The organism is Endozoicomonas euniceicola (genome assembly GCF_025562755.1).
Lineage (GTDB): Bacteria > Pseudomonadota > Gammaproteobacteria > Pseudomonadales > Endozoicomonadaceae > Endozoicomonas_A > Endozoicomonas_A euniceicola.
In genome coordinates this window covers 6103396-6129344 of record NZ_CP103300.1, presented here as the reverse complement: position 1 = coordinate 6129344, position 25949 = coordinate 6103396, and the positions used below count along the sequence as shown (strand labels likewise).

Below are 25949 nucleotides of genomic sequence, written 5' to 3'. Positions count from 1 at the left end.
CAGCGTTTTAAATCCATGAAATTAATTATTATGCGACACGGGCAGGCATCCTGGTCTGCCCCTAGCGATTCCCTGCGACCTTTGACTGAAGTCGGGCGTCATGAAGTGCGACAGACCGTTGAGCAGTTGCAGGGTGAAGGCGTAAACCGGATCGTTGCCAGCCCCTATCTGCGGGCTCAGCAAACAGCGGATATTGCCTCTGAGATATTGGGTGTTACGGTTGATACCATAAATGGTATCACGCCAGATGACTCCCCGGTTGATGCCATAGGGCAGTTACCCGAACAGGGCAATGTGCTGGTGGTCAGCCACATGCCACTGGTCAGTGCCTTGACTGCGTTACTATGCGATGGAGTGCCGTCGGGTGGGCCAGGGTTTGGAACGGCTGATGCGGTTGTGCTGAGTCTTGAAATGCCCGCCGCGGGGCTGGCAAGCCTGCAGAAAATGTTACCCGCCTGATCAGCCCTCGCCCTGAAATAGGTCGAAGCATGACATACCCTTTTTGTGCAGGTATCCTTCCCTGTCATTCCTCTGGAGAGCTATTGCTCTCCCTGTCTATTGATAAATGGTTCTCAAGGCAATGCCGCTACTTCGATTAGATAACATTAGTCTGGCTTATGGTGACCAGCCGCTGCTGGACGGCGCAGATTTTCAGATTCGTAAAGGTGAGCGGGTCTGTCTGCTCGGTCGCAACGGTGCGGGTAAGTCCACCCTGATGAAGCTGGTATCGGAACAGATTATTGCCGATGACGGCAGTATCTGGCGCAAACCCGGCTTGAAAATCGGTATGCTGAACCAGGACCTGCCGGGTCAGGATGACCAGAAAGTGTATGACGTGGTGGCGTCCGGACTGGAACAGGTGGGTACACTGATCAGTGATTTCCACCGGCTCTCCATGACCATTGAATCCGATACGGATATGAAAGCCCTGGAGCGGGTTCAGCAACAGCTGGAAGCCGTGGATGGCTGGAGCTTGCAGCAAAAGGTTGAAACGGTCATCAAGAAACTGGGACTGCCTGCTGAGAAACAGATGAAAGAGCTGTCTGGTGGCTGGCGTCGTCGTGTTGAACTGGCGCGGGCGCTGGTGTGTGAGCCTGACCTTCTGTTATTGGACGAGCCGACTAACCATCTGGATATTGTTGCCATTGACTGGCTGGAAAAACAGCTCAGGGATTTCAATGGAGCATTGTTGTTTATTACCCACGACCGTTCCTTCCTGCAAAGCCTGGCTAACCGCATTATTGAGCTGGATCGGGGTAAGCTGACCAGCTGGGAGTGTGACTACAACACTTACCTTGAGCGCAAGGCTCATGCACTGGACGTGGAAGCGGAACAGAATGCCCTGTTCGATAAAAAGCTAGCACAGGAAGAAGCCTGGATTCGTCAGGGAATCAAGGCGCGTCGTACCCGTAATGAAGGACGGGTACGCGCTTTGAAATCTCTGCGTGAAGAACGTCGTGAACGACGGGAAGTACAGGGCAAAGCCAGCTTCAGTCTGGAGCGGAGTGACAGCTCCGGAAAGCTGGTAATGGAAGTGAAGAACATCTCCCAGGCTTTTGATAAACATACGGTTATCGACGATTTCAGCCTGCGGATAATGCGCGGTGACAAGGTCGGCCTGATTGGTGCCAATGGTGCAGGCAAGTCAACGTTGCTGCGTATTCTGTTGGGGCAGATGGAGCCGCAACAGGGCTCGGTCAAGTCGGGCACCAGGCTGGAAGTGGCTTACTTCGATCAGATGCGAAATCAGCTTGATCTGGAAAAAACAGTGATTGATAACGTGGCGGAAGGGCGAGAAAGCATCACCATTAATGGCAGCAACCGTCATGTGATCAGTTATCTGGGAGACTTCCTGTTCCCGGCAGGACGCTGTCGCGTTCCTGTAAAAGCCCTGTCGGGTGGTGAGCGTAATCGCCTGCTGCTGGCGCGTTTGTTTAGTAAACCCGCCAACCTGCTGGTGATGGATGAACCCACCAACGATCTCGATGTTGAAACATTGGAGCTGCTGGAATCCCTGCTGGTGGAATTTACCGGAACGGTGTTGCTGGTCAGTCACGACCGGGCGTTTCTGGATAATGTGGTGTCCAGCAGTCTGGTGTTTCAGCCGGGCGGTAAAATCCGGGAGTATGTCGGTGGTTTCGATGACTGGCTGCGTCAGGGAGGAGCCATTAACCAGCTGGTGGCAGAACCCATGGAGAAAAAAGCCGATAAGCCCGTTGCTAAAGCAGAGGCTGTCTCTAAGAAACCTAAGAGTAAAAAGCTGAGCTATAAACTGCAACGTGAGCTGGATGCCCTGCCGGGTGAGATTGAAACGCTTGAGCAGACGCTGGAAGCGCTTGAAGCAGAGATAGCAGACCCGGGCTTCTATACCGGCGATTCACAGAAAGTTCAGGAAACCTTGTTGAAGCTGGAACAGGTCAACGCTGATATTGAAGCGAAAATGGAGCGTTGGGAAGAACTGGAGGCGATGTAAACGCTGCTGGTTCAAAAAAATCCCCGGATGGCAGTTTGCTTCCGGGGATTTTTTTTATTGGTCATTGGTTTTAGTGGTGGTTGTGGTTGTTGTTGTTTTTCTTTCCGACACGAACAGCCAGTACGTCACAGCAGGCACCATGCAAAATGCTGGTGGAGGTAGAGCCAAGAATAAGTGCCAGGCCATGCCGACCATGGCTGCCAACGACAATCAGGTCAACGTTGCTTTCTTCGGCGATACGATGAACTTCCCGCTCCGGTCGACCATAAACCACGTGCTGTTGACCTTTATCCAGATGGATGCTTTCCGCCAGGCTGGATATACGGTCCCGTGCCTGCTGGGTGATTTCGTCCTGTAAGGTGGTCAGGTCAAGGGGAATATCACTGCCATAGGCAACACTGAGTGGCTCAACAACATGAACCAGAGTCAGGCGTGCACCGTTGGTTTCTGCCAGAAAACGGGCTTTCTCCAGTACGTCGTCTGCTTCGTCGGACAGATCAATGGCGACCAGGATGTGTTCGTAGAGACTCATAGGCAGTTTTCCTCTTTAGAGTGAGCTTTCTGTCATTGCAGTCATAATAGCCGTGGAGGTTTTAGTTTATTGTGCCTCAGGCCATTGTCCAATATAAAAAACACCTTGAATGACAGGTTGACCTGAATGGAACTGAAGCTTATAGCATAATGCTGTTTGCTGTTTGCTGTTTGCTGTTTGCTGTTTGCTGTTTGCTCGATTGGTATGATTCGCCGAACAAAATATAACAGGATGTTTCCTAAGTATTCAAACAACTGTATGATCCTGTTGGTTGATGATGCTTCCTGTTGGGTTTCCCGCCAGGCAATAACAATAAACAATAACGATCTACTTTCACCGGAGAGCACTCAATGATCTATCAGGGAAAAGCATTTAAGGTGCTGGAATACAGCGAGGGCATCGCTGAACTAAGGTTTGACCTGGAAGGCGAGTCGGTTAACAAGTTTAACCAGCTGGCCCTGGAGGATCTTGACCAGGCGCTGGCCGCCATAGAGCAGGACTCTGCGATAAAAGGGCTGATCCTCAGCAGTGGTAAGGAGGTGTTTGTCGTTGGTGCGGACATCACCGAGTTTGTCGCAAATTTCCGGTTGGATGATGACACCCTGTTCGGGCTGGTCATGGATGTAAACCGGCTGTTCAACCGCCTTGAAGACCTCGATATCCCAACCGTGACTGCCATCAATGGTACTGCGCTGGGTGGTGGTTTTGAGGTCAGTCTGGCAACGGATTACCGGGTGCTGTCGACAAAAGGAAGCGTTGGCTTGCCGGAAGTGAAGCTGGGCATCTTTCCCGGCTGGGGTGGAACCGTACGCCTGCCGAGGATTACCGGCGCTGACAATGGGATCGAGTGGATCTGTACGGGCAAAACCTGGAAGCCTGAAGATGCCCTGAAAATCGGAGCGGTTGATGCCGTTGTGGAACCGGAAAAGCTGATGCAGGCAGCTGCCACGTTGCTGCAGCGTTGCATCGCCGGAGAGCTGGACTTCCGTGAACGTAAGCAGGAAAAACGGGAACCGCTGAAACTGCCACCGATTGAAGCCATGATGGTGTTTGAAACCGCCAAACCGTTCATCGCCCAGAAAGCCGGTCCCCACATGCCCGCGCCGGTCACGGCGGTCAAGACCGTTCAGAAACATGCCTCTATGCCAAGGGACAAAGCGCTGGAAGCCGAGGCTAAAAACTTTGTGAAGATGGCAAAGACACCGGTTGCTGAAGCGCTGGTGGGGCTGTTCCTGAGCGATCAGTTTCTTAAGAAACAGGCTAAAGAGTGGATACAGCAGTCCGGCCCCGTTGAAAAAACAGCGGTACTGGGTGCGGGTATTATGGGCGGTGGCATCGCCTATCAGTCGGCCCTGAAGAAAACCCCGATCCTGATGAAAGATATCAACCAGCAGGGCATTGACCTGGGGCTGAAAGAAGCGGGCAAGCTCCTGTCCAAACGAGTGACCAAAGGTAAGCTGGACAGTGCCGGAATGGGCGAAGTGCTGAACCGCATAATGCCAACGCTGTCTTACGGTGATTTTGGCGGCGTTGACGTGGTGGTTGAGGCGGTTCTGGAAAAAGAGTCGGTGAAAAAAGCGGTACTGGCAGAAGTGGAAGAGCAGGTCAGGGACGATGCCGTCTTGTCCAGCAATACTTCAACCATTTCCATAACAGAGTTGGCTAAAGCTCTGAAAAGGCCGGAAAACTTCTGTGGTATGCACTTCTTCAATCCGGTACACATGATGCCCCTGGTGGAAGTGATACGCGGTGAAAAAACCAGTGACGAGACCGTTGCCACTGTCGTCAATTATGCCCACAAAATGGGCAAGACCCCCATTGTTGTCAATGACTGTCCGGGCTTTCTGGTGAACAGGGTACTGTTCCCGTATTTTGGTGGTTTCTCACAACTGGTTCAGGATGGCGCGGATTTTCGCAAAATCGACAAGGTGATGGAGCATTTCGGCATGCCCATGGGACCCGCTTACCTGTTAGATGTTGTGGGTATTGATACGGCTCAGCATGCCCAGAAAGTCATGGAAGAAGGTTACCCTGAGCGCATGAAGACCGAGGTTAAAACACCGCTGAACGTGATGTTCGAGCAGGAACGGTTCGGACAGAAAAACGGTAAAGGCTTCTATATCTACGAACCGGACAAGAAGGGCAAGCCCAGAAAACAGGTGGATGAACGAGCGTTTGAACTACTGAAAACGGTGGTGGCAGAACCGAGAGAGTTTTCAGAAGAAGAGATTATTGCCCGGATGATGATCCCCCTGGGGCTGGAAACCGTCCGTACCCTCGAAGAAGGCATTGTGCAATCGGCCATTGAAGCGGATATGGCGCTGGTGATGGGTATTGGCTTTCCGGTGTTCCGGGGCGGCATTCTCAAGTATATCGACGCCATGGGGGTTGATCAGTTTGTTAAGCTCGCGGATCAATACGCTTACCTTGGCCCATTGTATCAGGCAACGGATGGCCTCAGGCAGATGGCGGCAGGCGGCAAGCGTTTTTACAACGTTTGAATCGACTGTCGTTAGATAAGGAGTCAGATAAGGAGAATAATGTAATGAGTCTTAATCCGAGAGATGCCGTTATTGTCGATTTCGGCCGAACCCCCATGGGGCGCTCCAAGGGCGGTATGTATCGTAACGTGCGGGCGGAAACCCTGTCGGCAGCGTTGATTGAAGGTGTTCTGAAACGCAATGAGAAAGTCAATCCGGCTGAAGTGGAAGATGTTCTGTGGGGCTGTGTCAACCAGACTCTGGAGCAGGGCTGGAATATTGGCAGAATGGCCTCGCTGATGACTTCTATTCCCCACACCTCAGCAGCGCAGACCATTAACCGGTTGTGCGGCTCCTCCATGTCGGCACTGCACAGTGCGGTTCAGGCCATACAGACCAATAATGGCGATGTATTTGTGGTGGGCGGTGTCGAGCACATGGGACATATTGGCATGATGCACGGTGTTGATCCGAACCCGAAACTCTCCAAGTACGGTGCTAAAGCCTCCGGCATGATGGGACTGACGGCTGAAATGCTGGGCATGATGCACAGCATCAGTCGTAAAGCGCAGGATGAGTTTGGCTACCGTTCTCATCAGCGTGCCTGGGCAGCGACTCAGGAAGGTGGTTTTAAGGATGAGATCATTCCCATGGAGGGCCATGACGCCGATGGCAACCTGGGGCTGTTCACCATTGACGAAACCATCCGGCCAGATACGACCCTGGAAGGTCTGGCTGCCCTGAAGCCAGCGTTTAACCCAGCCAGCGGGACGGTAACCGCAGGCACCTCGTCACAGATTACCGATGGGGCTTCGTGCATGATTGTTATGTCGGCGGAAAGGGCGAAAGCCCTCGGCATTGAGCCCATGGCAAAAGTCAGGGCCATGGCGGTTGCCGGTGTTGATCCGGCTATCATGGGCTACGGGCCGGTCCCCAGTACCCAGAAAGCGCTCAAGCGGGCAGGGCTGACCATCGACGATATTGACTATCTGGAGTTGAACGAGGCATTTGCAGCCCAGGCGCTGCCTGTACTGAAAGACCTGAAAGTACTCGACAAAATGGATGAAATGGTCAATCTCCACGGTGGGGCAATAGCCCTGGGTCATCCATTTGGCTGCTCGGGTGCCAGAATATCCGGCACACTGCTGAACGTGATGAAGCAGAATGATGGCGCACTGGGTATCGCCACCATGTGTGTGGGACTGGGTCAGGGCATTACGACTGTGTTTGAGCGAGTTTGATGGGCTGGTAATGCACAGAACCGTCTGACCCCATGTTGTGGCTGTACCAACGTACTTAGCTGGAGGCTTAAGCCTCCAGTTGCCCGATTAGCCGAGCTTGTCCTGATCTTCTTCCTGATCTTCTTCCTGATCTTCTTCCTGATCTTCTTCCTGATCTTCTTCCTGATCTTCTTCCTGATCTTCTTCCTGATCTTCTTCCTGATCTTCTTCCTGATCTTCTTCCTGATCTTCTTCCTGATCTTCTTCCTGATCTTCTTCCTGATCTTCTTCCTGATCTTCTTCCTGATCTTCTTCCTGATCTTCTTCCTGATCTTCTTCCTGCTGTTCACAAAGGTGTTTGCATAACCCTCTATCAAGCCCTCCATACCGTAGATCAATGCATTCGCGTGTTGGTTCCGGATTATTATCTTCTGTTTGTACGGGGAAAAGAGAACCTGAATAATACAGTGAGGCCTGGTAAGTGATAGTGCCTTTTTCCTTGTCTTTGATCAGATGACCCCTCCAGTACTCAGGGAGTTGATGCTTAGCCAAAGGTTGGCAATGTCGTTGGGGGTAGCAACCCGTAGTACAGTACGTATACTTACATTTTCTGGGTGCTTTAGTTACAGCAACAGCTCCAACCTCATCGGAGTCATCGGAGTCATCGGAGTCATCGGAGTCATCGGAGTCATAGACACAATTGCTGAGGAATTTTGAGTTATCGCTCTCAATAGCCGCAGCACCCAGAACCGAACATATACTGGGTCGACCATATCCGGGTTCACTAGAGAGGTGGTCTAAAAAGTATCCATTTAATGATGCCAACAGCGATGAAAAGTAATTAACAATGCTCGTGCTAATGAATTCCATAGGATCGGCTTCAGTATTCGTTGGCAGTATTTGAAATCTGGCAGTCACTGTCAGTACACCATCAACAGTCTGATCGTCAGGATTATCATTAACAGATGTGTAGTGATCTCTGTTAAACGACCATGCACTCAACTCTTCAAGATTTAAAAAGCTTGTTGAAGAACTAGCAGCTAACATCAAGGCTTGAAGCATTGTGGTGAGCTGTGAAGTTGTCGAGGGCAGCTCTGCACCCCGACCGTCATCCCCGGAATACCCCGGGCAGGGAAGTGTCATTGTAATCAGGATGATCGTTAATCGAATAAATTGATTCATGTTGTCAGTCATTTTCCCTGAGATGGATCGCTTACCCATACAACCGTGTTTAAAGATGTTATTAAGCAAAGATTGTTACCAACCCTGAAAGTTCCCCAGACTGTTTTATTTAATGGAAGGACTATTTCACTGGAGCATGATGTTTTGGGTGCATATATTTATCCAATCATATTGGTTTCTTAAATTAAAAATAAAACGAACTTCGAACAAAACAAGTTAATCAGGCTGCTCTGTGCTTGCCCGAACCAGGAGGCTGACCTCTACATTTTGTGTTAATGCCATTCTGCAATTGCAGGACGGGGTTCCTGAACAAATCGATCAGATAAAATGTACCACTTTGCTGAAAGCCGGAACTATTTCTCTTATCGCAAATCTAAAGCGTCTCAACTGACTCTGAACGAATCCGTCGGCTGGCAATGGCAGTTCGCCTTGTTAAGGACGGGAATTTCAGTTCTGAACCAATGGCGATGGCCACAAACTCTAAGGAAAAAACATGAAAAAAACATACATTCTTCTTTCACTGTTTCTACTGGCTGCCTGTGCAGGTCCCAACCCAAACCCGGGCGAGAGGACGGTTGATATTGCCTGGGAAAGATATGAGTATGCAAAAGTATTTGAAATATTGAAGCCTGCAGCGGAAAGAGGAGAACCCTGGGCGCAATTACGCATGGGGGTTGCCTATGAATTAGGCTCAGGCGTAAAAAAAGATATTCCTGCCGCAATAAGATGGTATCAGTTAGCGGCTTCTCAGGAAGCAGACGACGACTGGGCTAATGGTAAACTGGCTGGCGCAGCTGGCAAGCCAGGCTATTTCAATCAAACCGGTGATGCACTGATAGCAAAGTTTCAATTGTCGGGTATTTACCTTCGGGGTGAAGACACAAAAGCCAATCCTGAAAAAGCGCTTGAACTGATTCAGCATGTTTCCGACAAGACCCGGGGCAATAGTCTGTTTTATTGCTGCGAATCATCAGGCGGCAGGTATATAACAAGTACCCAGATAGCACAGAGGCTGAATCAGGCAAGAGAGGCCAGCGCCAGAAGGATACCTTGATGGTGACTCCATTAAATGTAAGTCAACTTCGCAGTAAGAAGGTCGATGAGGCTACTCTGTGCTTTCCCGCACCACGAGGCTGACTTCTACATTTTTTGTTAACGCCATTCTGGTTATTAGTTCCGGAGTGTTTCCGTTGGACTGTTCGTTCAGGAGAGCCAGCAAACTTTCGACTATTAACTTACCCAGCCTGAAAAAATCCTGCCTGATGGTGGTCAGGGCGGGTTGGTACAAAGCACTGTCCGGTGTGTCATCAAAGCCGGAGACGGCGATTTCACCGGGTATGTTAACGTTATTTGTATTCAGGGCTTTTAGCACACCTAATGCCATCTGGTCGCTGGCACAGAGAATTCCATCAACCTCAACCGTTCCATCATCACGCTTTTGAAGCATCTGACTGGTTAAGCGGAAAGCCTGACCTCCTGACCAGTTTGCCACACATTCTCCGACAGGCTTTAGCCCCTCTCTGGCCAGGGCTTGTAACCAGCCTTCGCGCCGAAGCCTCGCGGCGGCGGAGTCAAGAGGGCCGTGGACAAAAAATATCCGACGCCTGCTGTTTGCGAGCAAATGCTGTGCGGCCATTGCGGCTCCCCGGCAATGGTCTGACATAACGGTGACCAGTTCAGGGGCCGGTTCGGTATCAGAAAAAACAATGGGCAGGTCTGGGTATTGCTGAGTCAGGCTAACGGCGTGCTCGCTGGTTATTGCAATATTGATAATGACGGCGTCTATCTGCTGTGCCATCAAATCCTTCAGAGCCTCATGGATTGATTCCACGGTCGTTTCCTCAGCCACACCTAATAGCAACCCATACCCCTTTTCTCTGGCTGCACGACGAATGCCGGCAGCCTGCATAGCTGCACCGTAATGAATCAGATCAAGAGTGACCAGGCCAATGGTTCTGGACTGATTTCGACCCAGCAGCTGGGCACTTTTACTGGGAATATAACCCAACTGTCGTATTGCATCCTGAACACGCTGGCGGGTTTTTTCTGAAACGTTCCGGGCGTTGTGGGTGACGCGTGAAACAGTTTGGGTTGAAACCCCGGCCAGACGAGCAACATCCTTGAATGTAACTTTCATGATATGACTAATGACGAGTATTAAATGGCTGGCATTTTATCAGTAGAGCAGAGACAGCCAATAAAAAATGTTTGCGAAAACATACAAATGTTGACAAGTGTCAGTATTTGTTGATCTGAAGTTGTTATTGTTTGCGTCATGTAATGTTTTCGCAAACATGGTGGTTGGGTGTGTCAAAGATTGTTCATTTAACGGGCAGGACTACGAGTCTGATTATTCAGGCTGGTGATATGCCTGAAATCATTCACTGGGGGAATAAAGTCCGGCATCTGAGTGATAATGTACTGAACGGTACTCAACGTGCCGTTTCCCAGGCGCGACTTGATGTTGATATTCCACTGACCCTTTGTCCCGAGTCCGGTCGGGGGTTGTTCAGCGCACCGGGGATCGAGGGGCAGCGTGATGGTAAAGACTGGTCACCCGTTTTTAAGCTGGATCATGAGCAGGTATCAGGCAGTAGTGCCACTTTTACGGTCAGTGATACGACGGCTGGCCTGCAACTGGTGATTGAACTGGCGTTGTGCAGCCGTAGTGATGTGTTGCAAACCCGCATGACAATCACCAATTTAAAAACAGCGCCTTACACCCTCAATAGGCTCAGTAACACCTTACCGCTACCTGGCTTTGCCACAGAGCTAATGCACTTTTATGGCAGCTGGATTCGGGAGTTTCATACAGAACGTAAAGACCTGCTTCATGGCTCTTTCATGCAGGAGAATCGCCGGGGTCGAACTTCCCACGAGAATTTTCCGGGAATCATGGTTGGGCGCAAAGGCTTCAGCGAAGAAAGTGGTGAGGTCTGGGGTTTTCATCTGGGCTGGAGCGGCAATCACCAGATGAGGGTAGACGCCAAAAGCGATGGTCGTCGTTTTATGCAGGCAGGTGAACTGTTGCTTCCCGGAGAAATTATTCTTGGTGAGGGTGAGAGTTATACGACACCATCGCTTTATAGCACTTACAGCAGGGAAGGGCTGAATGGCCTGAGTTCTCGTTTTCATTCTTATGTTCGCGAAAATATAGTCAGTTTCCCCACCAGTAACCCTCGGCCTGTTCATCTGAATACATGGGAGGGTATCTACTTTAACCACGAACCTTCCTACATCATGAAGATGGCTGAAGGAGCCGCTGATATTGGCGTCGAGCGATTCATTGTTGACGATGGCTGGTTTGTGGGGCGCAACCATGAGCGTGCGGCTTTGGGCGACTGGTACCTGGATGAGGAGAAGTACCCTGAAGGCCTGGAGCCTGTTATCAGTAAAGTGAATGAGCTGGGTATGGAGTTTGGCTTATGGGTTGAGCCTGAGATGATCAATAAGGATTCCCGCCTTTACCAGGATCATCCGGAATGGCTGCTGCAGCTTGATGGTTATGAACAGCCAACAGGACGGTGGCAATATGTACTCGACCTGCAAAATCCAGCATGCTTCGCTTACCTGTTGGAACGACTGGACGCTTTGCTGACCCGCTACAACATTCGTTACCTTAAGTGGGATATGAATCGTGAGCTGGTTCAGCCGGGCCACAACGGCAGTCCGGCAGTTCATCATCAGACACTGGCACTCTATCGATTAATCGATACCCTGCGTAGCAAACATCCCCTGGTTGAAATTGAATCCTGTGCGTCCGGTGGTGGTCGGATTGACTACGAAATTCTCAAGCGTACTCACCGCTTCTGGGCTTCTGACTGTAATGATGCTCTGGAGCGGCAAAGGATACAAAGAGGCATTGGCTACTTCTTCCCGCCAGAAGTGGTGGGTGCTCATATCGGTCCGGAAGAGAGCCACAGCACCAAGCGATGCCATCCTGTGAACATACGGGGGCTTACCGCTCTTTTCGGTCATATGGGGGTGGAGCTTGATCCTGTACAGGAATCAGAAGAACAAAAGCGGAGTATGGCTTACTACATCGCTCTGCATAAAAAATACCGAACCTTAATTCATTCTGGTACCAGCTTCCGACTCGACTGTATTGATCCCAACCGCTTCCTATACGGTGTTGCGAGTGCCGATGAACAGTTACTCGCCGTCTGCCAGTCAGGCATGAGCCACTATACCCTGCCAGAGCCCCTGCGCTTCAAAAACCTTGAGATTTCACGCCAATACCGTGTCTCTGTCGTCGATATGGCGACTGGCAGTTTTCAGTTAATGAAGAGACGGCCTGAGTGGGTGGAATCCGGGGTCGAATCCGGGATCAAGTTATCCGGGGATGAATTGATGAACCTGGGCTTGTCTATGCCATTGCTCGACCCTGAGTCGATGATGTTGATTCACCTTGAGGCTTGCTGAATGTTTAATTGATGCCTTTTAAGCAGGCTGTCCCGAATAATGTGCCTGATTTAGATAAAAAAATTCTTTTCAGGCCATAACCAGAGGTAGAGAGGAAATATATGGAAAGCGTGATTCAAATAGGAGTATTCCTGTTTTTAACATTACTGGTGGCATTTTTAACCTGGCGTAAATGCGCCCAGGCACCCTCCAGAGGAGAGACGAGCCGGGACTATTTTCTCGCCAACGGTGGGCTGTCCTGGGTGTTTATTGCAGGCTCAATAACATTGACAAACCTGAGTACAGACCAGCTGGTTGGCATGAACGGTAACCAGATGGCTCTGCTGGCTCTGTGGGAGCTGGCCGCCGTGGTGGGCCTGATTATTCTGGCCAAGGTGTTTGTACCGATTTATTACAAATACAACTGCACCACAACAACGGAGCTGCTGGAGAAGCGGTACAATAACCACCATATCCGGGCAACAGTAGGAACCTTGTTTCTGCTCGGCAATGTCTTTATCTACTTGCCTACTATGCTCTATGGCGGCTCGCTGTTTATGCAGAGCATGTTTAAAGTCGATCTGAGCATCATGCAACTGTCTGTTATCTTTGCGGTGGCGGGCTCGGCTTACGCCATTTTTGGTGGTTTGCGCGCCGTCGCAGTTTCTGACACCTATAGCGGTGTTGGCCTGCTGGTGATGGGGCTTCTGGTGGTCTTTCTGGCTCTGTCTGCGATTAACTTCGATTTCACCGGTATTCCTGCTGAGCGTCTGACCCTGATCGGTGATGATAACTCCCCGATTCCATGGCATACCCTTTTCACCGGAATGCTGTTTATCCAGATTTTTTACTGGAGCACCAACCAGACGATCACCCAGCGTGCCATGGCTGCCCCCAATGTTAAAGAAGCCCAGAAAGGGGTGTTGAGTGCTGCGCTGATTCGCTTCTGTATCGTGCCAGCCATGGTCGTTATCCCAGGTATCTGTGCCTATAAACTCTATGGAAAAATGGGTGATGCGACCTATGGTCATCTGGTGGGTGAGCTGATGCCAACCTGGCTGTCAGGTGCTTTTGCGGCTGTGATGGCGGCAGCCGTTCTTACCAGCTTTAACTCGGTCCTGAACTCTTCAGCGGCGCTTTATGTCTGTGATATCCATGAGAAATACTTCAACAGCAAGCCCGATATGAAAAAGTTGAGTACCACCGTGTCTATTGCCTTTGTGGTGGTCGCTCTGGCTCTGGTTCCCGTATACAGTGGTACAGACAGTATTATCAACCTGCTTCAGCAGCTTAACGGCCTGTTAAGCATGCCCATCCTGTCAGCCTTCATTACAGGCTTGCTGTTCCGAAATGTGGATGCACGCGCAGTTATGTTGAGCGTGGTGTTTGGTACATCGCTCTATGCTTACTTCACCTTTGGCTGGGCTCCGTTCCACTATATCCACATGATGTTTATCACATTGCTCAGCTGTGTAGGGGTTGCGCTGTTCCTGAACAGAGCCTTGTTCAGAAAAAAAGCCGAGTTCGTTTTCACCCGTAAAGCCCAGTTGGATTTATCGGAGAAGGTCGCGTAGAGTGTCGCTAATTGATTGAAAAACCAGTCACAATAAGGGGTCTCTGAGTGCCATGGGAGACTCTTTGTTGGATCAGGTCTAATTTATTGTTCGCTCATATCTTCCCGTCATTTCCTATTCCCATCTCACCAAAAGCTTTAGCTGAGTTCAGAGCCTGCTATTCAGGCACAGTAAAAGGGCAGGCATTCGTTTAATCGCTGGTGAGGTTTGAGCAGAGGGTTGCAATTTTACTGTGGATTGATACAGAGTAAAAAAGAATACCTGGTCAGCCTTTTCTTATTGAGTTGCTCAGGTCGTCAGAAAAACGCTTTTGGCAGTATGATGTGCCAACTTAAAAGCCATAACTGTATTAAAAAACGCTGAATACTTGTTTTTTTTAGCAAAATCAGTCGGATACGTACAAGTTGGAACCGATAGGTCTGGAAAAAAAATTAGCGCTCAAGGTATGGTTTCCCTTGACCGATTATTTCCTTGACCTTATATATTGAAACAATTTTTAATTCCCGGCCTTTCTTGTTTCAGCATGAGTCTGCGTTGAAACGTGAAATTGGCGGTGGTCTGTGGAGTCATCAAATGCGTTACCAGTGTGCTTTGCAAGTCTACACCGCTGTCAGACAGCTGAAACAATGGAGCAGATAACAGGATGTGTAAGGTAGCATGGGTAAATCTCTAGTTATCGTCGAATCGCCAGCCAAGGCGAAGACCATCAATAAATACCTGGGCAAAGACTTTGTCGTGAAGTCGTCTGTAGGTCATATCCGCGACCTGCCCACGGCTGGTGGTACCAAAAAGCCTGTTGACCCGAAAGCCAGAGCCAGGGCAGCAGCAGAAACCCGCAAGTTGTCTCCCGAGCAGAAAGTGCTTCACAAGAAGCGCAAAGCCAGAGAGCAGCTGATTGAACGTATGGGGATCGACCCGGAAAATGGCTGGGAGGCCCGTTATGAAATCCTCCCGGGCAAAGAGAAGGTGGTTGATGAATTGCGTCGTCTGGCTGAAAATGCAGACACCATCTATCTCGCAACCGATTTGGACAGGGAAGGGGAAGCCATTGCCTGGCACCTGCAGGAAGCTATTGGTGGTGACAACAGTCGTTACCGTCGGGTAGTCTTCAACGAGATTACCAAAAATGCTATTCAGGAAGCTTTTCAGGCGCCTGGAGCTTTGAACACGGATCGTGTGAATGCCCAGCAGGCACGTCGTTTTCTGGATCGTGTTGTGGGTTACATGGTGTCTCCGCTGTTATGGGCGAAAATTGCCCGTGGACTGTCCGCTGGCAGGGTTCAGTCCGTAGCAGTGCGATTGATTGTTGAGCGTGAACGTGAAGTGCGCAGCTTTGTCCCGGAAGAGTACTGGGAAGTTTTTTCTGATCTGAAAACCACGGGAGAGGACGCTATCCATGACGCGATCCATGACACTATCCGTTTTCAGGTAGTGAAAGACAATGGCAAGTCCTTCCGTCCGCAAAGCAAAGCAGAAACCGATAAGGTACTGGCACGTTTACAGAATGCCAGTTACCAGCTGACTGAACGGGAGGACAAACCTACACGCAGCAAACCTTCTGCCCCGTTTATCACCTCAACTCTGCAACAGGCAGCGAGTACCCGTCTGGGATTCAGTGTTAAGAAAACCATGACACTGGCACAGCGACTGTATGAAGCGGGTCACATTACCTATATGCGTACTGACTCCACCAACCTGAGTAAGGAAGCCGTGGAGAGTGCCAGAGACTTTATTCTGTCCAGTCACGGTGACCGTTACCTGCCGGATTCTCCCACTATCTATTCCAGCAAGGATGGGGCTCAGGAAGCTCACGAAGCGATCCGTCCGTCCAATGTCAAAGCAGAACCTGGCACTCTGTCAGGGCTGGAAAAAGATGCTGAGCGACTGTACGACCTGATCTGGCGTCAGTTCCTGGCCTGTCAGATGGTACCCGCTGAATACCTGAGTACTACGCTGACCATTCTGACAGAGGGAGTCGAGTTGCGGGCTAAAGGCCGTACCCTGAAGTTTGATGGTTATACCCGAGTGATGAAGGCTATTTCCAAAAAAGGCGATGACCTTATCCTGCCCGGGCTGGAGAAAGGTGCGGCCCTGACACTGGAAACCCTTGATCCAAGGCAGCTGTTTACCCGGCCCCCGGCACGGTTCAGTGAAGCCGCACTGGTTAAAGAGCTGGAAAAGCAGGGAATAGGTCGGCCATCCACTTATGCGTCCATTATTTCCACGATTCAGGACCGGGGTTATGTCTCCCTGAAGAATCGCCGTTTCTATGCGGAAAAAATGGGTGATATTGTTACCGATCGCCTGGTTGAGAGTTTTACCGAGCTGATGGATTACAACTTTACCGCCCATATGGAGACCGATCTTGACGTGGTTGCGGAAGGGGGTAAAGACTGGAAAGGGTTGCTGAATGAGTTCTATGCAGGATTCAGCCAGAAGCTTGAACATGCTGAAATGGAAGCGGGTGGTATGCGCAGCAATGATCCGTCTCCAACGGATATTGCCTGCCCTGAGTGTGGTCGCGATATGATGATTCGTACCGCAAGTACCGGCGTTTTTCTTGGCTGCTCTGGTTACTCGCTGCCACCGAAAGAACGCTGTAAAAGCACCATCAATCTGGTACCGGGGGAAGAAGTTCAGGATGCTGATGATGAAAATGCAGAAGTGAACGCCCTGCGCGCCATGCATCGCTGTCCAAAATGCTCCACTGCGATGGAAAGCTACCTGATTGATGAACAGCGTAAACTGCATGTTTGTGGTAATAACCCGGATTGCGACGGTTATGAGGTAGAGAAAGGTCAGTTCAAGATAAAAGGCTACGATGGTCCGACACTGGAGTGTGATAAGTGTGGCTCTGAGATGCAGCTCAGGACCGGGCGCTTTGGTAAGTATTTTGGCTGTACCAACTCTGAATGCAAAAATACCCGTAAGCTGCTGAAAAGTGGTGAGGCGGCACCTCCCAAGATGGACCCGGTGCCTATGCCCGAGCTGAAGTGTGTCAAGGTTGAAGACCACTACATCCTGCGTGATGGCGCATCAGGTCTGTTCCTGGCTGCCAGCCAGTTTCCCAAAAACCGCGAGACCCGTGCGCCGCTGGTGAGTGAGTTGATACCGCACCAGGCAGAGATTGATCCAAAATACCACTATCTGCTGGATGCTCCGCGTCAGGATTCGGAAGGGAATCCGGCGGTTATTCGTTATAGTCGCAAGACTAAACAACAGTATGTGATGTCTGAAACCGCTGGCAAGGCCACTGGCTGGAGCGCTACCTTCGAAGAAGGTCAGTGGGTTGAGAAGCAAACCAAAAAACGTGCTGCTAAAAAATCCTGATTGTCCTGATCTTGCAAAGCCTCCGTCGTAAAAGACGGGGGCTTTTCTCTTTTGAAGTCATTAATAACATTATTTGTGTAAACAGGGATTCATCATGTCAGACTGGTCTGCCAACACCAATAAACGATTACACTTTGCCCGTATTCAACTGGAGGCCTGGGAGTCTGCTGATCATCAGGAAGCCCCCGCTTTCAGGGAAGGGTTTCTATTGCAGTTGCAACTGGCCTGGCGTTCACTGCTGGCAGAAATTCTGGAGTCCTATCGAATTTCATGTGATGTGGCGCCGTCGTTAACTGAAGCACTGCTGCTGATCAGGGAGAAGGGCGAAGCGGCTTCTGAATTTACACAGTTAACAGCCATCCTCTCAGGTGATAGCGACAGTAGCTGGTTAAAACAGTTGGAAGCCTATTGGCACGGTCTGTTTATTCCTTACCAGCATGAAAAACAGCCACAGAGCGACGGCTTGATTCAGATAGTCAGTCAGGAAGGGGAGGGTTCCAGATCCAGTCTGACCGTCGATGGTGGTAAAGACTGTCTGAAGCGATTTAAGGCGCTGGTTGGGCATTTCCGAAACTTCAATCTTGAATGGTAATAAGCGAACAAGCGGCAGTATTACTGGTGTTTATTGATGTCAGTCAAAGAGAAAAACGTATTTAAAATACGCAGAGGTGAAACCGGTTACATTTTTTTTACAACTCCGATATAGTGAATTTACGTACTGAGGAATAACCAAGACGAGATTTATATCATGACTAAAATTATGCTGTGCTGTTCCGCTGGTATGTCTACCAGCATGTTGGTTAAAAAAATGCGTGAGGCTGCTGCAGAGCTGGACCAGGACGTTGAAATTGATGCTTACGGCGCAGGTCAGTTTGACGAAATGGTTAAAGAGTTTGACGTGGTTCTGCTGGGGCCACAGGTCAAATATATGCTCAATGACCTTAAGGGGCGTGCTTCTGCTTACAATGTTCCGGTAGAAACCATCAGTCCTTTGGACTATGGAACAATGAATGGTTCCAAGGTTCTTCAGTATGCATTGTCACTGACCGCTTGAGAGGCTAAAGCCCGGACTTTTCTTCTGCCTTATCCAAACCCTGCGTAATACCCCCACCGAACCAGGTGGGGGAGGATGTCAACAAGCAAGATTAATATTACTTTTATACATAAAGGGCGCTCTGACCATATAGATTCCGATTTTTGTCTAACTGGTCAAGAATCTGATTAAATGCATGAAAGTATTGCCAGTTGGGGTTGTAAACATCCTGATAGTTTTTTGCACGCACCTGACTTATAAATACCTGAAACTGTCCCAGATTACTGATGAACTGGGCACCACCACTTTGATGGGGGAAAAAAGAGATAAACCCCAGCTCTACCTCATCGACGTATGGGCGCCCCAGTTCATCAGAGTGTAGAGTTATATCTGCAGCTACAGAGTTTTTCGCCCTGTGAGCCTGGTTCAGTAATTCCTTTATACGAAGTACCCGAGGCGTATAATTACCCCATTGTTTGCTTTCCTGAATTCGATATTTCGTGCTGGCGAGGACCTGATAATTAGACCCCTGAACTATACGCTGATCGTCTCCGGCGGCATTATAATCTGAAACTTTGGCATAAACTCCCCATAAGTCATAATCCCCCGTAAGGGCTTCTTTATAATTCGACGCACTTCTGCCAGGGTTGGTTAACCCTAATACCGGGTCGGGTCTATTTTCGTAGTGTTGAATTAGTGCCTGCACACCCCTCGGTCCTTCTGGTTTGACCTCTTTGTGGTAGCACACCCGCCATGTTCTGCCTTCTGAAGCCACTGGACATTCATTATCCTGGGATAAAACAAATTTAAAAAGCGGCCCGCCAATAGCGCTGGCAGCATAAACGATTTCTGTTGCAGAGCGTTGCTCAATCTCATACATGCACCTTAAACGAGTTAGTATATCCCGCTTCCGGCTATCACTAATATAAATTGGAATCAGGTTTGCTCCTTCTTTCATCGCTTTCCGGATAAACATCCTTTGTTCTGCGATTGCGGATCGGTTGTAATCCCGTTTACTGAAGCGGGGATCAGCCGACACAAACCCAGCCATAGGACCCCAGCTACACGTTTTAGCCTTTACGCGAAAACCTTTACAGGCGTAGCCTTCCAGAATCAGCCCGGTGGCATATTTTCCCACGGAGCGGCACGAGATGATGCAATCAGTCTGGTCTGCGACTTGTTGAAAATAGGCTGCATGCAGGAGGGGCATTCCGGATAATTCGCAGGCCAAAGCTGTATTTTTAATCATGGATGTTCGTATGGGCTGAGAAAAAACTGGAACCGCTTTACCATAAATGCGGACAGCAGAAACCAGGGCAGGAATAAGGGGAGCAGCACAAAAAATATGCCATGTAGATCAGGTTGAGTGAAGCGCTAGTACTCCCCCACGGTAACAACCAAAACGGTACCCACTATTGGCTTCCCATGTTGGGATTCACTTCGTTCGCCCCAATCTACGACAGTAGGTGGAAGCTGGAAAACTCTTGTCTTCTGCTTCCCTAAATCCATAAAGTAATCTTCAAAAATCGATATAATTTTAGCCCAGATTAACAGAACTTTCTGGCAGATACTTCTTCGCTAGTGCTGACTTTAAATTCTATGGTGCGGCTTTCAGGCCGCACCCCTGCTTCTGATGGTCAGACAGTTGCACTGGCCACTTCGGGCAGCATCTTCAAGTTTGGAAAGGTCTTCCTGATCCATCTGGTTTATCCAGCTGATGACCGTATGACTGGTGCCACAGGCTAGCGCCTGGTAAGTGAGATCCAGTGGCTGCTTGCGGCTGGCACGGTTGAGCACTCTGACATTGCAGCTGCTAATGCCTTCGGACTTTAGCCACTTAATGGTTTGGGTAGGGTTCTTGTCAGACAGAATCAGGGTCAGCCAGCGTTGTTCTTCTTCATTGGCCAGTTTGGACAGCACCGGAGATAGAAACAACCCTGACTGCCATGCCGGGCCGGATAGAATCAACTCATTCACCCTTGGTTGTGTTTTTGTATTATTAGTAGTCACTGTGTGCGTTCGCATAACCTTCCTCCTCAGCACAAATCTTATTAGTGCCTTATTACGCCGACACTCAAGCCTTCAATGGCAAACAGGTCCCGGGTCAAGTCGACGACAATGGTTTCAAACTCTTCATTTTCCGGATGCAGCAGTACGGTGTTGTTCTTTTTCTCAAAGCGTTTCACTGTGACTTCGTCGTCAATACGTGCCACAACTACCTGACCATTGCGCACGTCAGTGGTCTTGTGAACCGCAAGCAGGTCACCATCCAGAATGCCGATATCTTTCATACTCATGCCTTTTACACGCAGCAGAAAGTCAGCTCTGGGAGTAAAAAAGTCGCCTTTGAGTTGCAGGTGGTTTTCAATATGTTCCTGCGCCAGAATTGGACTGCCAGCAGCCACCTGACCAACCACCGGAAGACCGTCGGTATTGACCGCATCAGGAATACGAATACCCCGGGATGCTCCGGGGGTCATCTCGATAGCGCCTTTGCGGGCCAGGGCTCGCAGGTGTTCTTCAGCAGCATTAGGGGAGCGAAAGCCGAATGTTTTGGCAATCTCAGCCCGTGTAGGCGGAAAACCAGTACTTTCGATATGGGATTTGATGAGTTCCAGTATTTCAGACTGTCGTTTGGTGAGCTTGATCATGATGGTTAATCTGTTTTTTTATACAGTGACTGTAATTATATACAGTAATCTTGCTGTTTCAAGCTCTATCCACGCAAAGCTGATCGGTTTGTCGGTAAAGGTTATCGACTCATCCTGATGGTTCCGGGATTTGTTACAGACTTGCTGTCAAACAGTCTGTCTGATTTTTTGGAGCTATTTCAGACAGGAGAGGGGGTGTAAATCCATACAGAGACTTCATAAATTCCGAGAGCTTTACAGAGTTTGTAAATTCGGTTTAAGACATCACTTACTGTTATGTTTCTGTATATGCCACTGCTGGTTTCAAACATGTCAAAAGTATTATTTTCGTAGCTTTGTAAGCTGAACATTGCATTGCCGACACTTCCTACCTGAATAATAAAATGAGATTTTATCTTATTAGCTACTGGAAGGATCTCCTCAAGAGAGTTACCTTTTGCAACCCTGGCGGAACCAAAATAAAAATCAGGAGGATAAAATAATTTTGTAGAAATATTATTAGTTCGTATCAGGTTTACAGGAGGTTCCAGCTGAGACAGCAACTGATTAGACATGCATTCTTCAAAGGATTGGTCTTCACAAATTTGCGGGTTGTCAGACAGCAGTTTGGTTAGCTGGTTGACTGTTTCCAGGGTGCTTGTTAGTGAGTTATCACGATTTGATTCAGAATTGCGTAAATGGAAATGTAACCAGGTGAAATGTAAAAGATGCAAGAATTGAGTAAAATCGAATATTCCGGTTGTGGATAAGGTCGTTAATTTATTAAATATTGCCTGACTGGTGTCAGACAAAACATTGAACTCTTCATTGGGCCGCCGATCAAACTCTTTGTCGATCCTTCGCATGTTTTCTCTCGCCTGATTTCTGCTTTCCATGGGCGTACTTCTACCATTATAAAATTCTTGAAAGCCTGTATAAGCAAGCCATGAGACGAAACATACTGGTAGGAAATGCAGAAGGGAAAAATCGAAACCCAGGCCTCCTAATAACTCGGCAACACCCAGAGTCCCGATTGCAAAATATGGCAGACTGCTCCATGGACTGGCTGATGGTGCCCGGGTAGTTGCACAGTTGCAAGCGCCTCTGCATGCACAGCTCTGACCTGACCTTGTCTGCTCCTGTCTGGATAGAGGATTGTAGCAGTCAGGGCAGAGTAATTGATTATCGGCAGGGTTGTTATGAGCTCTGAAAGAAGGTAATTCATTCCCACATTGGAGACATTTAGATGCCATGCACAAGGTAGTCAGCATCAGAGAGAAAATGGCTATCAGTGTTTTTCTGCACAGGACACTAATTGCTCTATTAATCAAGAATTTCACACTGACTCAACGCTATTATGCTTTTTAAAGCCAAAAGGATAGTCCACTATCAGGAACTTTCTACTTTCTTTAATAAATGGCTGTTATTTCATAAACATCAGTGGATTGTAAAATCTGAGGCTGGCAGGCTTGCGCAAGGCAAAGCTCTTCGCCTGACAGTGTTTCTGACTGTGTCTTCTTGACAGCTTCAACGTTTGAAACGAAAGTATTAAACAGCTGTTTGAAACTCGGAGAGTACAGGCATGGGACAGGGAGATACAGTTACAAAAATTCTTGATGCAGCGGAAGCACTCTTCGCTGAATATGGCTTTGCGGAAACGTCGCTAAGATCGATTACGAGCCGGGCGGAAGTTAACCTTGCAGCAGTCAATTATCACTTTGGTTCAAAGAAGGCCCTGATTCAGGCCGTGTTTGCCCGCTATCTGGATCCGTTTGCTGCAAACCTGCAGGATAGTCTGGATGCTCTGGATGACGATGAGCCACCTGAGCTGGAAGTTGTACTTAACCTGCTGGTTGACCAGATCATAGAGGTTCAGCCACGGCATGATCATGGCCTGTCAACCTTTATGAAGCTGCTGGGGCTTGCTTACAGTCAGAATCAGGGGCACCTGAAACACTATCTGACTGAAGCTTATGGCAACGCTTTTCACCGATACTATCTGTTACTGAAAAGCGCCTGCCCGACATTACCGCCTGCCGATATGTTCTGGCGCACTTACTTTATTCTGGGCTCTGCTGTTTTTACCATGTCCGGTGTCGAAACTCTGCAGGCCATTGCCAAACGTGATTACGCGATCGAGGATTCTATGGTGATGATCCTCCGTCGCATGGTACCGTTTATGGCGGCAGGTCTGCGAGCGCATACCTGATTGATAGTCCGGTTATGCCGATAACCGGTTAGTGTTAACAAAAGGCTTAATGATTGTGCATATTACGGTTCATATTCCCCGTCAGGAACTGATACTGAGTCAGGATGACGGTCAGCGGATTGTTTACCCGGTGTCTACAGCCAGCAACGGGACAGGTCAGCAGGAAGGTAGCTGGCAAACGCCACTGGGGCGGCATCTTATCCGCGCAAAAATCGGGGGAGGGCTGCCAGAGCATGCGGTATTTGAAAGTCGTCGTTTTACCGGGGAAGTGTATTCTGAGGCGTTAAAGGCAAAGTATCCGGGTCGCAAAGACTGGATACTGTCCCGTATTATGTGGTTAAGTGGTCTCGAACCGGGTTTTAATCGTCTGGGGAATGTCGATACCATGCGACGCTATATCTATATTCACGGTTCACCAGATACTGCCGAGATGGGTAAGCCTGGTTCCAGGGGTTGTATAAGAATGCATGGGGCGGACATTATCGATCTGTATGACCGTATTCCCGCAGGTACGACCATCGATATTCTTGAGGATTAATGTGAACTTTCTATGGCGCTTTCTACTGGGGGGCTATCAATGAAGCAAGGTGTTTTGATCGTTGATCTGCCGGGAACTGAACTGACCAGTGCCGACCGGGACTTTCTGGCACATACCGGTATTGCCGGAGTACTGTTGTTTACAAGAAACTATTCCAGTCGTGATCAGCTGCAGGCTCTGGTTCAGGATATACGACAGGTGCGCTCCGACCTGATCCTTATGGTGGATCATGAAGGGGGTCGGGTGCAGCGGTTCAAGGAAGGGTTTGTGCGGTTACCGGCAGCCGGGCAACTATCCCGTTACTATCAAAGAGACCCACAGGGCGCTTTGGGGCTGGCCAGAGATACCGGCTGGCTGATGGCGTCGGAACTGCTGGCTATGGATATTGATCTGAGCCTTGCACCTGTGCTGGATCTTGACCTGGGTAAAACCGATATTGTCGGGGATCGGGCATTTGGTTCAGAGCCTGAACAGGTGGTTCAGCTAGCCACTGCCTGGATTGAAGGGGTTCGTGAAGCTGGAATGGCCTGTGTGTTAAAGCATTTCCCCGGGCATGGCAATGTTTCCGGGGATTCTCACCTGGTATTGCCTGAAGATCATCGTTCTTTCGATGAGATTGCTGCCACTGATATGCAGCCTTTCAGGGACATCATAGGGCAGGGGGCTGATGCGGTGATGCCTGCTCATATTGTATTTTCTGAAGTCGACGATCAGCCCGCTGGTTTTTCCCGTCGCTGGTTGCAGGACATTCTGAGAGATCAGCTGGGCTTTACGGGCGTTGTTATCAGTGATTGTCTGACCATGGAAGGGGCAGCCTCTGCCGGAGGCTTCCGGGATCGTGCTGAAAAGGCGCTCACAGCCGGTTGTGACCTGCTTATTCTCAGTAGTCGTATTGGTGCGATGGAAGTGTTGCCCGAGTTGGAACGGTTGAATCGCCTTCGGTTCGATATTTCAACGCTTAAGGCCTCTGCCGTTGTGGACTATGAGGAATTGACGACTTCGGAGCGGTATCTTTCCTGCAAGGATCGCATTGATTATCTACATCAGCGTTTTGGCTGACAGCTTATCAGGCTGATACTTTCCCGGTATCGGCCTGTTTCATCTCGGGATTTCAGTCCCAACCGTTCATGCCGATAGCTCAGGCATGAATATTCTTATTGTCGAAGATGCCAAAGACCAGCGTTTGATGCTGTCGGTGGTTTTGCGCAAGAAAGGTCACCAGGTACTCGAAGCGGCTGATGGTAAAGAAGCTCTGGCGATATTGCAGCAGGATAAAACCGTCAGGATTGTGATCAGTGACTGGATGATGCCGGAAATGGATGGCATTGACCTGTTGAAAGCGATTCGCAGCAGTGAGATTGAACATTACACCTACTTTATTCTGCTAACGGGCAAAACGGAGCGGGAAGCGGTTGTCGAAGGCATGAACTGTGGGGCGGATGATTTTCTCACCAAGCCTGTTAATTTCGAAGAGCTGGATGCCCGTCTTAATGCCGGTATACGGATTATTCAGCTGGAAAGTACTCTGGAAGAGCGGAACCGCCAGATTTCCAGGGCTATTGAAATCATTGAAAAAGACCTTGAGTCGGCTGCCGCTACTCAGGCGGGGCTTCTTTGTCAGCCCGCCACTATTCAGCACGTCAGCTTTGACTGGTTCTTTCAGCCCAGTCGTATTCTGGGCGGGGATATGTTTGGTTATCAGGCGCTGGATGGTGAGCATGTCAGTTTTTATCAGCTTGATGTGGCTGGGCATGGCATACCCTCTGCGCTGTTCAGCTTTACCCTGAACAATATTATGTCTGAGACCTCAGACCGGGGTGCCATTGTTAAGGACTTTATGGATAAGTCGCCGTTCTATCAGGTGCGTCCGGTAGAGCGGGTTTTGAGCAGTTTGAACCAGCGTTTTCAGGCTTCCCCGGAATCAATGCTCTATTTCACCATTGCCTATGGACTGCTTAACAGCCGTACGGGGCAGGTACAGATAGCACAGGCCGGGCATCCGCCGCCATTATGGTTGCAGGCTTCACAATCCAGAGTTGAAGCGGTCGCGGGCGGCGGGGTGCCAATTGGCATGATGCCGGATATGGATTATGAATCCACCAGTATTCAGTTGCATCCCGGTGACCGTCTGTTCCTTTATTCCGATGGCATAACGGAGTGTGAAAATGACAGTGGCGAACAGTTTGGGCAGGATCGCCTGTTGGCGTGTCTGAAGGATAGTTTTTCTGATAGTCTGGAACAAACGGTTGATCGGATTGAGCAGCAGGTCAGGAACTGGAATCATGGCGAATCCTTTGAAGATGATGTCACTTTCCTGATTTTGGAATGGAAACCTTGAATAGCCTGG

At 49.5% G+C, this 25949-nt stretch carries 21 protein-coding genes; 14 read left to right on the top strand and 7 right to left on the bottom strand.

Annotated elements, in window-relative coordinates; translation table 11 throughout:
- The first annotated feature begins 15 nt into the window (after positions 1–15).
- Together sixA and uup are read left to right on the top strand one after the other, a co-directional pair.
- Positions 16–459, top strand: coding sequence for a phosphohistidine phosphatase SixA (gene sixA, locus NX720_RS25110; RefSeq protein WP_262598344.1), 444 nt, complete (start codon positions 16–18; stop codon positions 457–459).
- 121 nt (positions 460–580) lie between these two features.
- Positions 581–2473, top strand: a complete 1893-nt coding sequence (gene uup, locus NX720_RS25105; protein WP_262598343.1) for an ATP-binding cassette ATPase Uup — start codon at positions 581–583, stop codon at positions 2471–2473.
- A 70-nt stretch (positions 2474–2543) separates the two neighbouring features.
- Here uup and NX720_RS25100 read toward each other — a convergent pair whose 3' ends face one another.
- On the bottom strand, positions 2544–3005 hold the full coding sequence (locus tag NX720_RS25100; protein WP_262598342.1) for a universal stress protein: 462 nt from the start codon (positions 3003–3005) through the stop codon (positions 2544–2546).
- 350 nt (positions 3006–3355) lie between these two features.
- On the opposite strand from NX720_RS25100, the gene fadB reads away from it, so the two are divergent.
- Positions 3356–5506, top strand: coding sequence for a fatty acid oxidation complex subunit alpha FadB (fadB, locus tag NX720_RS25095; protein ID WP_262598341.1), 2151 nt, complete (start codon positions 3356–3358; stop codon positions 5504–5506).
- 44 nt (positions 5507–5550) lie between these two features.
- The gene (gene fadA / locus NX720_RS25090; RefSeq protein WP_262598340.1) at positions 5551–6726 is read left to right on the top strand and encodes an acetyl-CoA C-acyltransferase FadA; all 1176 of its coding nucleotides are present in this window, start codon (positions 5551–5553) and stop codon (positions 6724–6726) included.
- Positions 6727–6813: 87 nt separating this feature from the next.
- Here fadA and NX720_RS25085 read toward each other — a convergent pair whose 3' ends face one another.
- The gene (locus NX720_RS25085) at positions 6814–7887 is read right to left on the bottom strand and encodes a hypothetical protein (RefSeq protein WP_262598339.1); all 1074 of its coding nucleotides are present in this window, start codon (positions 7885–7887) and stop codon (positions 6814–6816) included.
- A 493-nt stretch (positions 7888–8380) separates the two neighbouring features.
- Between NX720_RS25085 and NX720_RS25080 the strand changes: the two genes are divergently transcribed.
- Complete coding sequence (locus tag NX720_RS25080) at positions 8381–8941, top strand: tetratricopeptide repeat protein (protein WP_262598338.1); 561 nt, start codon at positions 8381–8383, stop codon at positions 8939–8941.
- A gap of 51 nt (positions 8942–8992) precedes the next feature.
- On the opposite strand, the gene NX720_RS25075 is transcribed toward NX720_RS25080, so the two are convergent.
- On the bottom strand, positions 8993–10024 hold the full coding sequence (locus tag NX720_RS25075) for a LacI family DNA-binding transcriptional regulator (protein WP_262598337.1): 1032 nt from the start codon (positions 10022–10024) through the stop codon (positions 8993–8995).
- Positions 10025–10254: 230 nt separating this feature from the next.
- On the opposite strand from NX720_RS25075, the gene NX720_RS25070 reads away from it, so the two are divergent.
- From NX720_RS25070 to NX720_RS25050, 5 genes are all read left to right on the top strand, one after another.
- Complete coding sequence (locus tag NX720_RS25070) at positions 10255–12309, top strand: alpha-galactosidase (protein WP_262598336.1); 2055 nt, start codon at positions 10255–10257, stop codon at positions 12307–12309.
- 101 nt (positions 12310–12410) lie between these two features.
- Positions 12411–13862 (top strand): solute:sodium symporter family transporter, encoded by a 1452-nt coding sequence (locus NX720_RS25065; RefSeq protein WP_262598335.1) that lies wholly within the window; start codon positions 12411–12413, stop codon positions 13860–13862.
- A 657-nt stretch (positions 13863–14519) separates the two neighbouring features.
- On the top strand, positions 14520–17192 hold the full coding sequence (topA, locus tag NX720_RS25060) for a type I DNA topoisomerase (RefSeq protein WP_262598334.1): 2673 nt from the start codon (positions 14520–14522) through the stop codon (positions 17190–17192).
- Positions 17193–17286: 94 nt separating this feature from the next.
- Entirely contained in the window at positions 17287–17784 is a 498-nt protein-coding gene (locus NX720_RS25055; protein WP_262598333.1) for a DUF6586 family protein, read from the top strand.
- 156 nt (positions 17785–17940) lie between these two features.
- Complete coding sequence (locus tag NX720_RS25050; RefSeq protein ID WP_262598332.1) at positions 17941–18246, top strand: PTS sugar transporter subunit IIB; 306 nt, start codon at positions 17941–17943, stop codon at positions 18244–18246.
- 103 nt (positions 18247–18349) lie between these two features.
- On the opposite strand, the gene NX720_RS25045 is transcribed toward NX720_RS25050, so the two are convergent.
- The 4 genes from NX720_RS25045 to NX720_RS25030 all read right to left on the bottom strand — a co-directional run bounded on the left by NX720_RS25045 (position 18350) and on the right by NX720_RS25030 (position 22108).
- The gene (locus NX720_RS25045) at positions 18350–19435 is read right to left on the bottom strand and encodes an anthrax toxin-like adenylyl cyclase domain-containing protein (RefSeq protein WP_404831115.1); all 1086 of its coding nucleotides are present in this window, start codon (positions 19433–19435) and stop codon (positions 18350–18352) included.
- 401 nt (positions 19436–19836) lie between these two features.
- On the bottom strand, positions 19837–20250 hold the full coding sequence (locus tag NX720_RS25040; protein WP_262598330.1) for a hypothetical protein: 414 nt from the start codon (positions 20248–20250) through the stop codon (positions 19837–19839).
- Between the two features lie 26 nt (positions 20251–20276).
- Positions 20277–20876, bottom strand: a complete 600-nt coding sequence (lexA, locus tag NX720_RS25035; protein WP_262598328.1) for a transcriptional repressor LexA — start codon at positions 20874–20876, stop codon at positions 20277–20279.
- Positions 20877–21055: 179 nt separating this feature from the next.
- Positions 21056–22108, bottom strand: coding sequence for a hypothetical protein (locus tag NX720_RS25030; RefSeq protein ID WP_262598326.1), 1053 nt, complete (start codon positions 22106–22108; stop codon positions 21056–21058).
- Positions 22109–22437: 329 nt separating this feature from the next.
- Here NX720_RS25030 and NX720_RS25025 point away from each other — a divergent pair, with 329 nt between their 5' ends.
- From NX720_RS25025 to NX720_RS25010, 4 genes are all read left to right on the top strand, one after another.
- Positions 22438–23064: a TetR/AcrR family transcriptional regulator gene (locus NX720_RS25025; RefSeq protein ID WP_262598324.1), complete on the top strand. Its 627-nt coding sequence runs from the start codon at positions 22438–22440 to the stop codon at positions 23062–23064.
- Between the two features lie 31 nt (positions 23065–23095).
- Positions 23096–23602 carry a L,D-transpeptidase gene (locus tag NX720_RS25020; protein WP_318654073.1) on the top strand — a complete coding sequence of 169 codons (507 nt, stop codon included), beginning with the start codon at positions 23096–23098 and terminating at the stop codon, positions 23600–23602.
- A 39-nt stretch (positions 23603–23641) separates the two neighbouring features.
- Positions 23642–24661, top strand: coding sequence for a beta-N-acetylhexosaminidase (gene nagZ, locus NX720_RS25015; RefSeq protein WP_262598322.1), 1020 nt, complete (start codon positions 23642–23644; stop codon positions 24659–24661).
- Between the two features lie 85 nt (positions 24662–24746).
- Positions 24747–25940 carry a PP2C family protein-serine/threonine phosphatase gene (locus NX720_RS25010; protein WP_262598320.1) on the top strand — a complete coding sequence of 398 codons (1194 nt, stop codon included), beginning with the start codon at positions 24747–24749 and terminating at the stop codon, positions 25938–25940.
- Positions 25941–25949: the final 9 nt, after the last annotated feature.

What these genes read in the sequence shown, in the direction of transcription:
- sixA (WP_262598344.1), top strand. Translation starts at nt 16, where the DNA reads ATGAAATTAATTATTATGCGACACGGGCAGGCATCCTGGTCTGCCCCT.
- uup (WP_262598343.1), top strand. Translation starts at nt 581, where the DNA reads ATGCCGCTACTTCGATTAGATAACATTAGTCTGGCTTATGGTGACCAG.
- NX720_RS25100 (WP_262598342.1), bottom strand. Translation starts at nt 3,005, where the DNA reads ATGAGTCTCTACGAACACATCCTGGTCGCCATTGATCTGTCCGACGAA.
- fadB (WP_262598341.1), top strand. Translation starts at nt 3,356, where the DNA reads ATGATCTATCAGGGAAAAGCATTTAAGGTGCTGGAATACAGCGAGGGC.
- fadA (WP_262598340.1), top strand. Translation starts at nt 5,551, where the DNA reads ATGAGTCTTAATCCGAGAGATGCCGTTATTGTCGATTTCGGCCGAACC.
- NX720_RS25085 (WP_262598339.1), bottom strand. Translation starts at nt 7,887, where the DNA reads ATGAATCAATTTATTCGATTAACGATCATCCTGATTACAATGACACTT.
- NX720_RS25080 (WP_262598338.1), top strand. Translation starts at nt 8,381, where the DNA reads ATGAAAAAAACATACATTCTTCTTTCACTGTTTCTACTGGCTGCCTGT.
- NX720_RS25075 (WP_262598337.1), bottom strand. Translation starts at nt 10,024, where the DNA reads ATGAAAGTTACATTCAAGGATGTTGCTCGTCTGGCCGGGGTTTCAACC.
- NX720_RS25070 (WP_262598336.1), top strand. Translation starts at nt 10,255, where the DNA reads ATGCCTGAAATCATTCACTGGGGGAATAAAGTCCGGCATCTGAGTGAT.
- NX720_RS25065 (WP_262598335.1), top strand. Translation starts at nt 12,411, where the DNA reads ATGGAAAGCGTGATTCAAATAGGAGTATTCCTGTTTTTAACATTACTG.
- topA (WP_262598334.1), top strand. Translation starts at nt 14,520, where the DNA reads ATGGGTAAATCTCTAGTTATCGTCGAATCGCCAGCCAAGGCGAAGACC.
- NX720_RS25055 (WP_262598333.1), top strand. Translation starts at nt 17,287, where the DNA reads ATGTCAGACTGGTCTGCCAACACCAATAAACGATTACACTTTGCCCGT.
- NX720_RS25050 (WP_262598332.1), top strand. Translation starts at nt 17,941, where the DNA reads ATGACTAAAATTATGCTGTGCTGTTCCGCTGGTATGTCTACCAGCATG.
- NX720_RS25045 (WP_404831115.1), bottom strand. Translation starts at nt 19,435, where the DNA reads ATGCCCCTCCTGCATGCAGCCTATTTTCAACAAGTCGCAGACCAGACT.
- NX720_RS25040 (WP_262598330.1), bottom strand. Translation starts at nt 20,250, where the DNA reads ATGCGAACGCACACAGTGACTACTAATAATACAAAAACACAACCAAGG.
- lexA (WP_262598328.1), bottom strand. Translation starts at nt 20,876, where the DNA reads ATGATCAAGCTCACCAAACGACAGTCTGAAATACTGGAACTCATCAAA.
- NX720_RS25030 (WP_262598326.1), bottom strand. Translation starts at nt 22,108, where the DNA reads ATGGCATCTAAATGTCTCCAATGTGGGAATGAATTACCTTCTTTCAGA.
- NX720_RS25025 (WP_262598324.1), top strand. Translation starts at nt 22,438, where the DNA reads ATGGGACAGGGAGATACAGTTACAAAAATTCTTGATGCAGCGGAAGCA.
- nagZ (WP_262598322.1), top strand. Translation starts at nt 23,642, where the DNA reads ATGAAGCAAGGTGTTTTGATCGTTGATCTGCCGGGAACTGAACTGACC.
- NX720_RS25010 (WP_262598320.1), top strand. Translation starts at nt 24,747, where the DNA reads ATGAATATTCTTATTGTCGAAGATGCCAAAGACCAGCGTTTGATGCTG.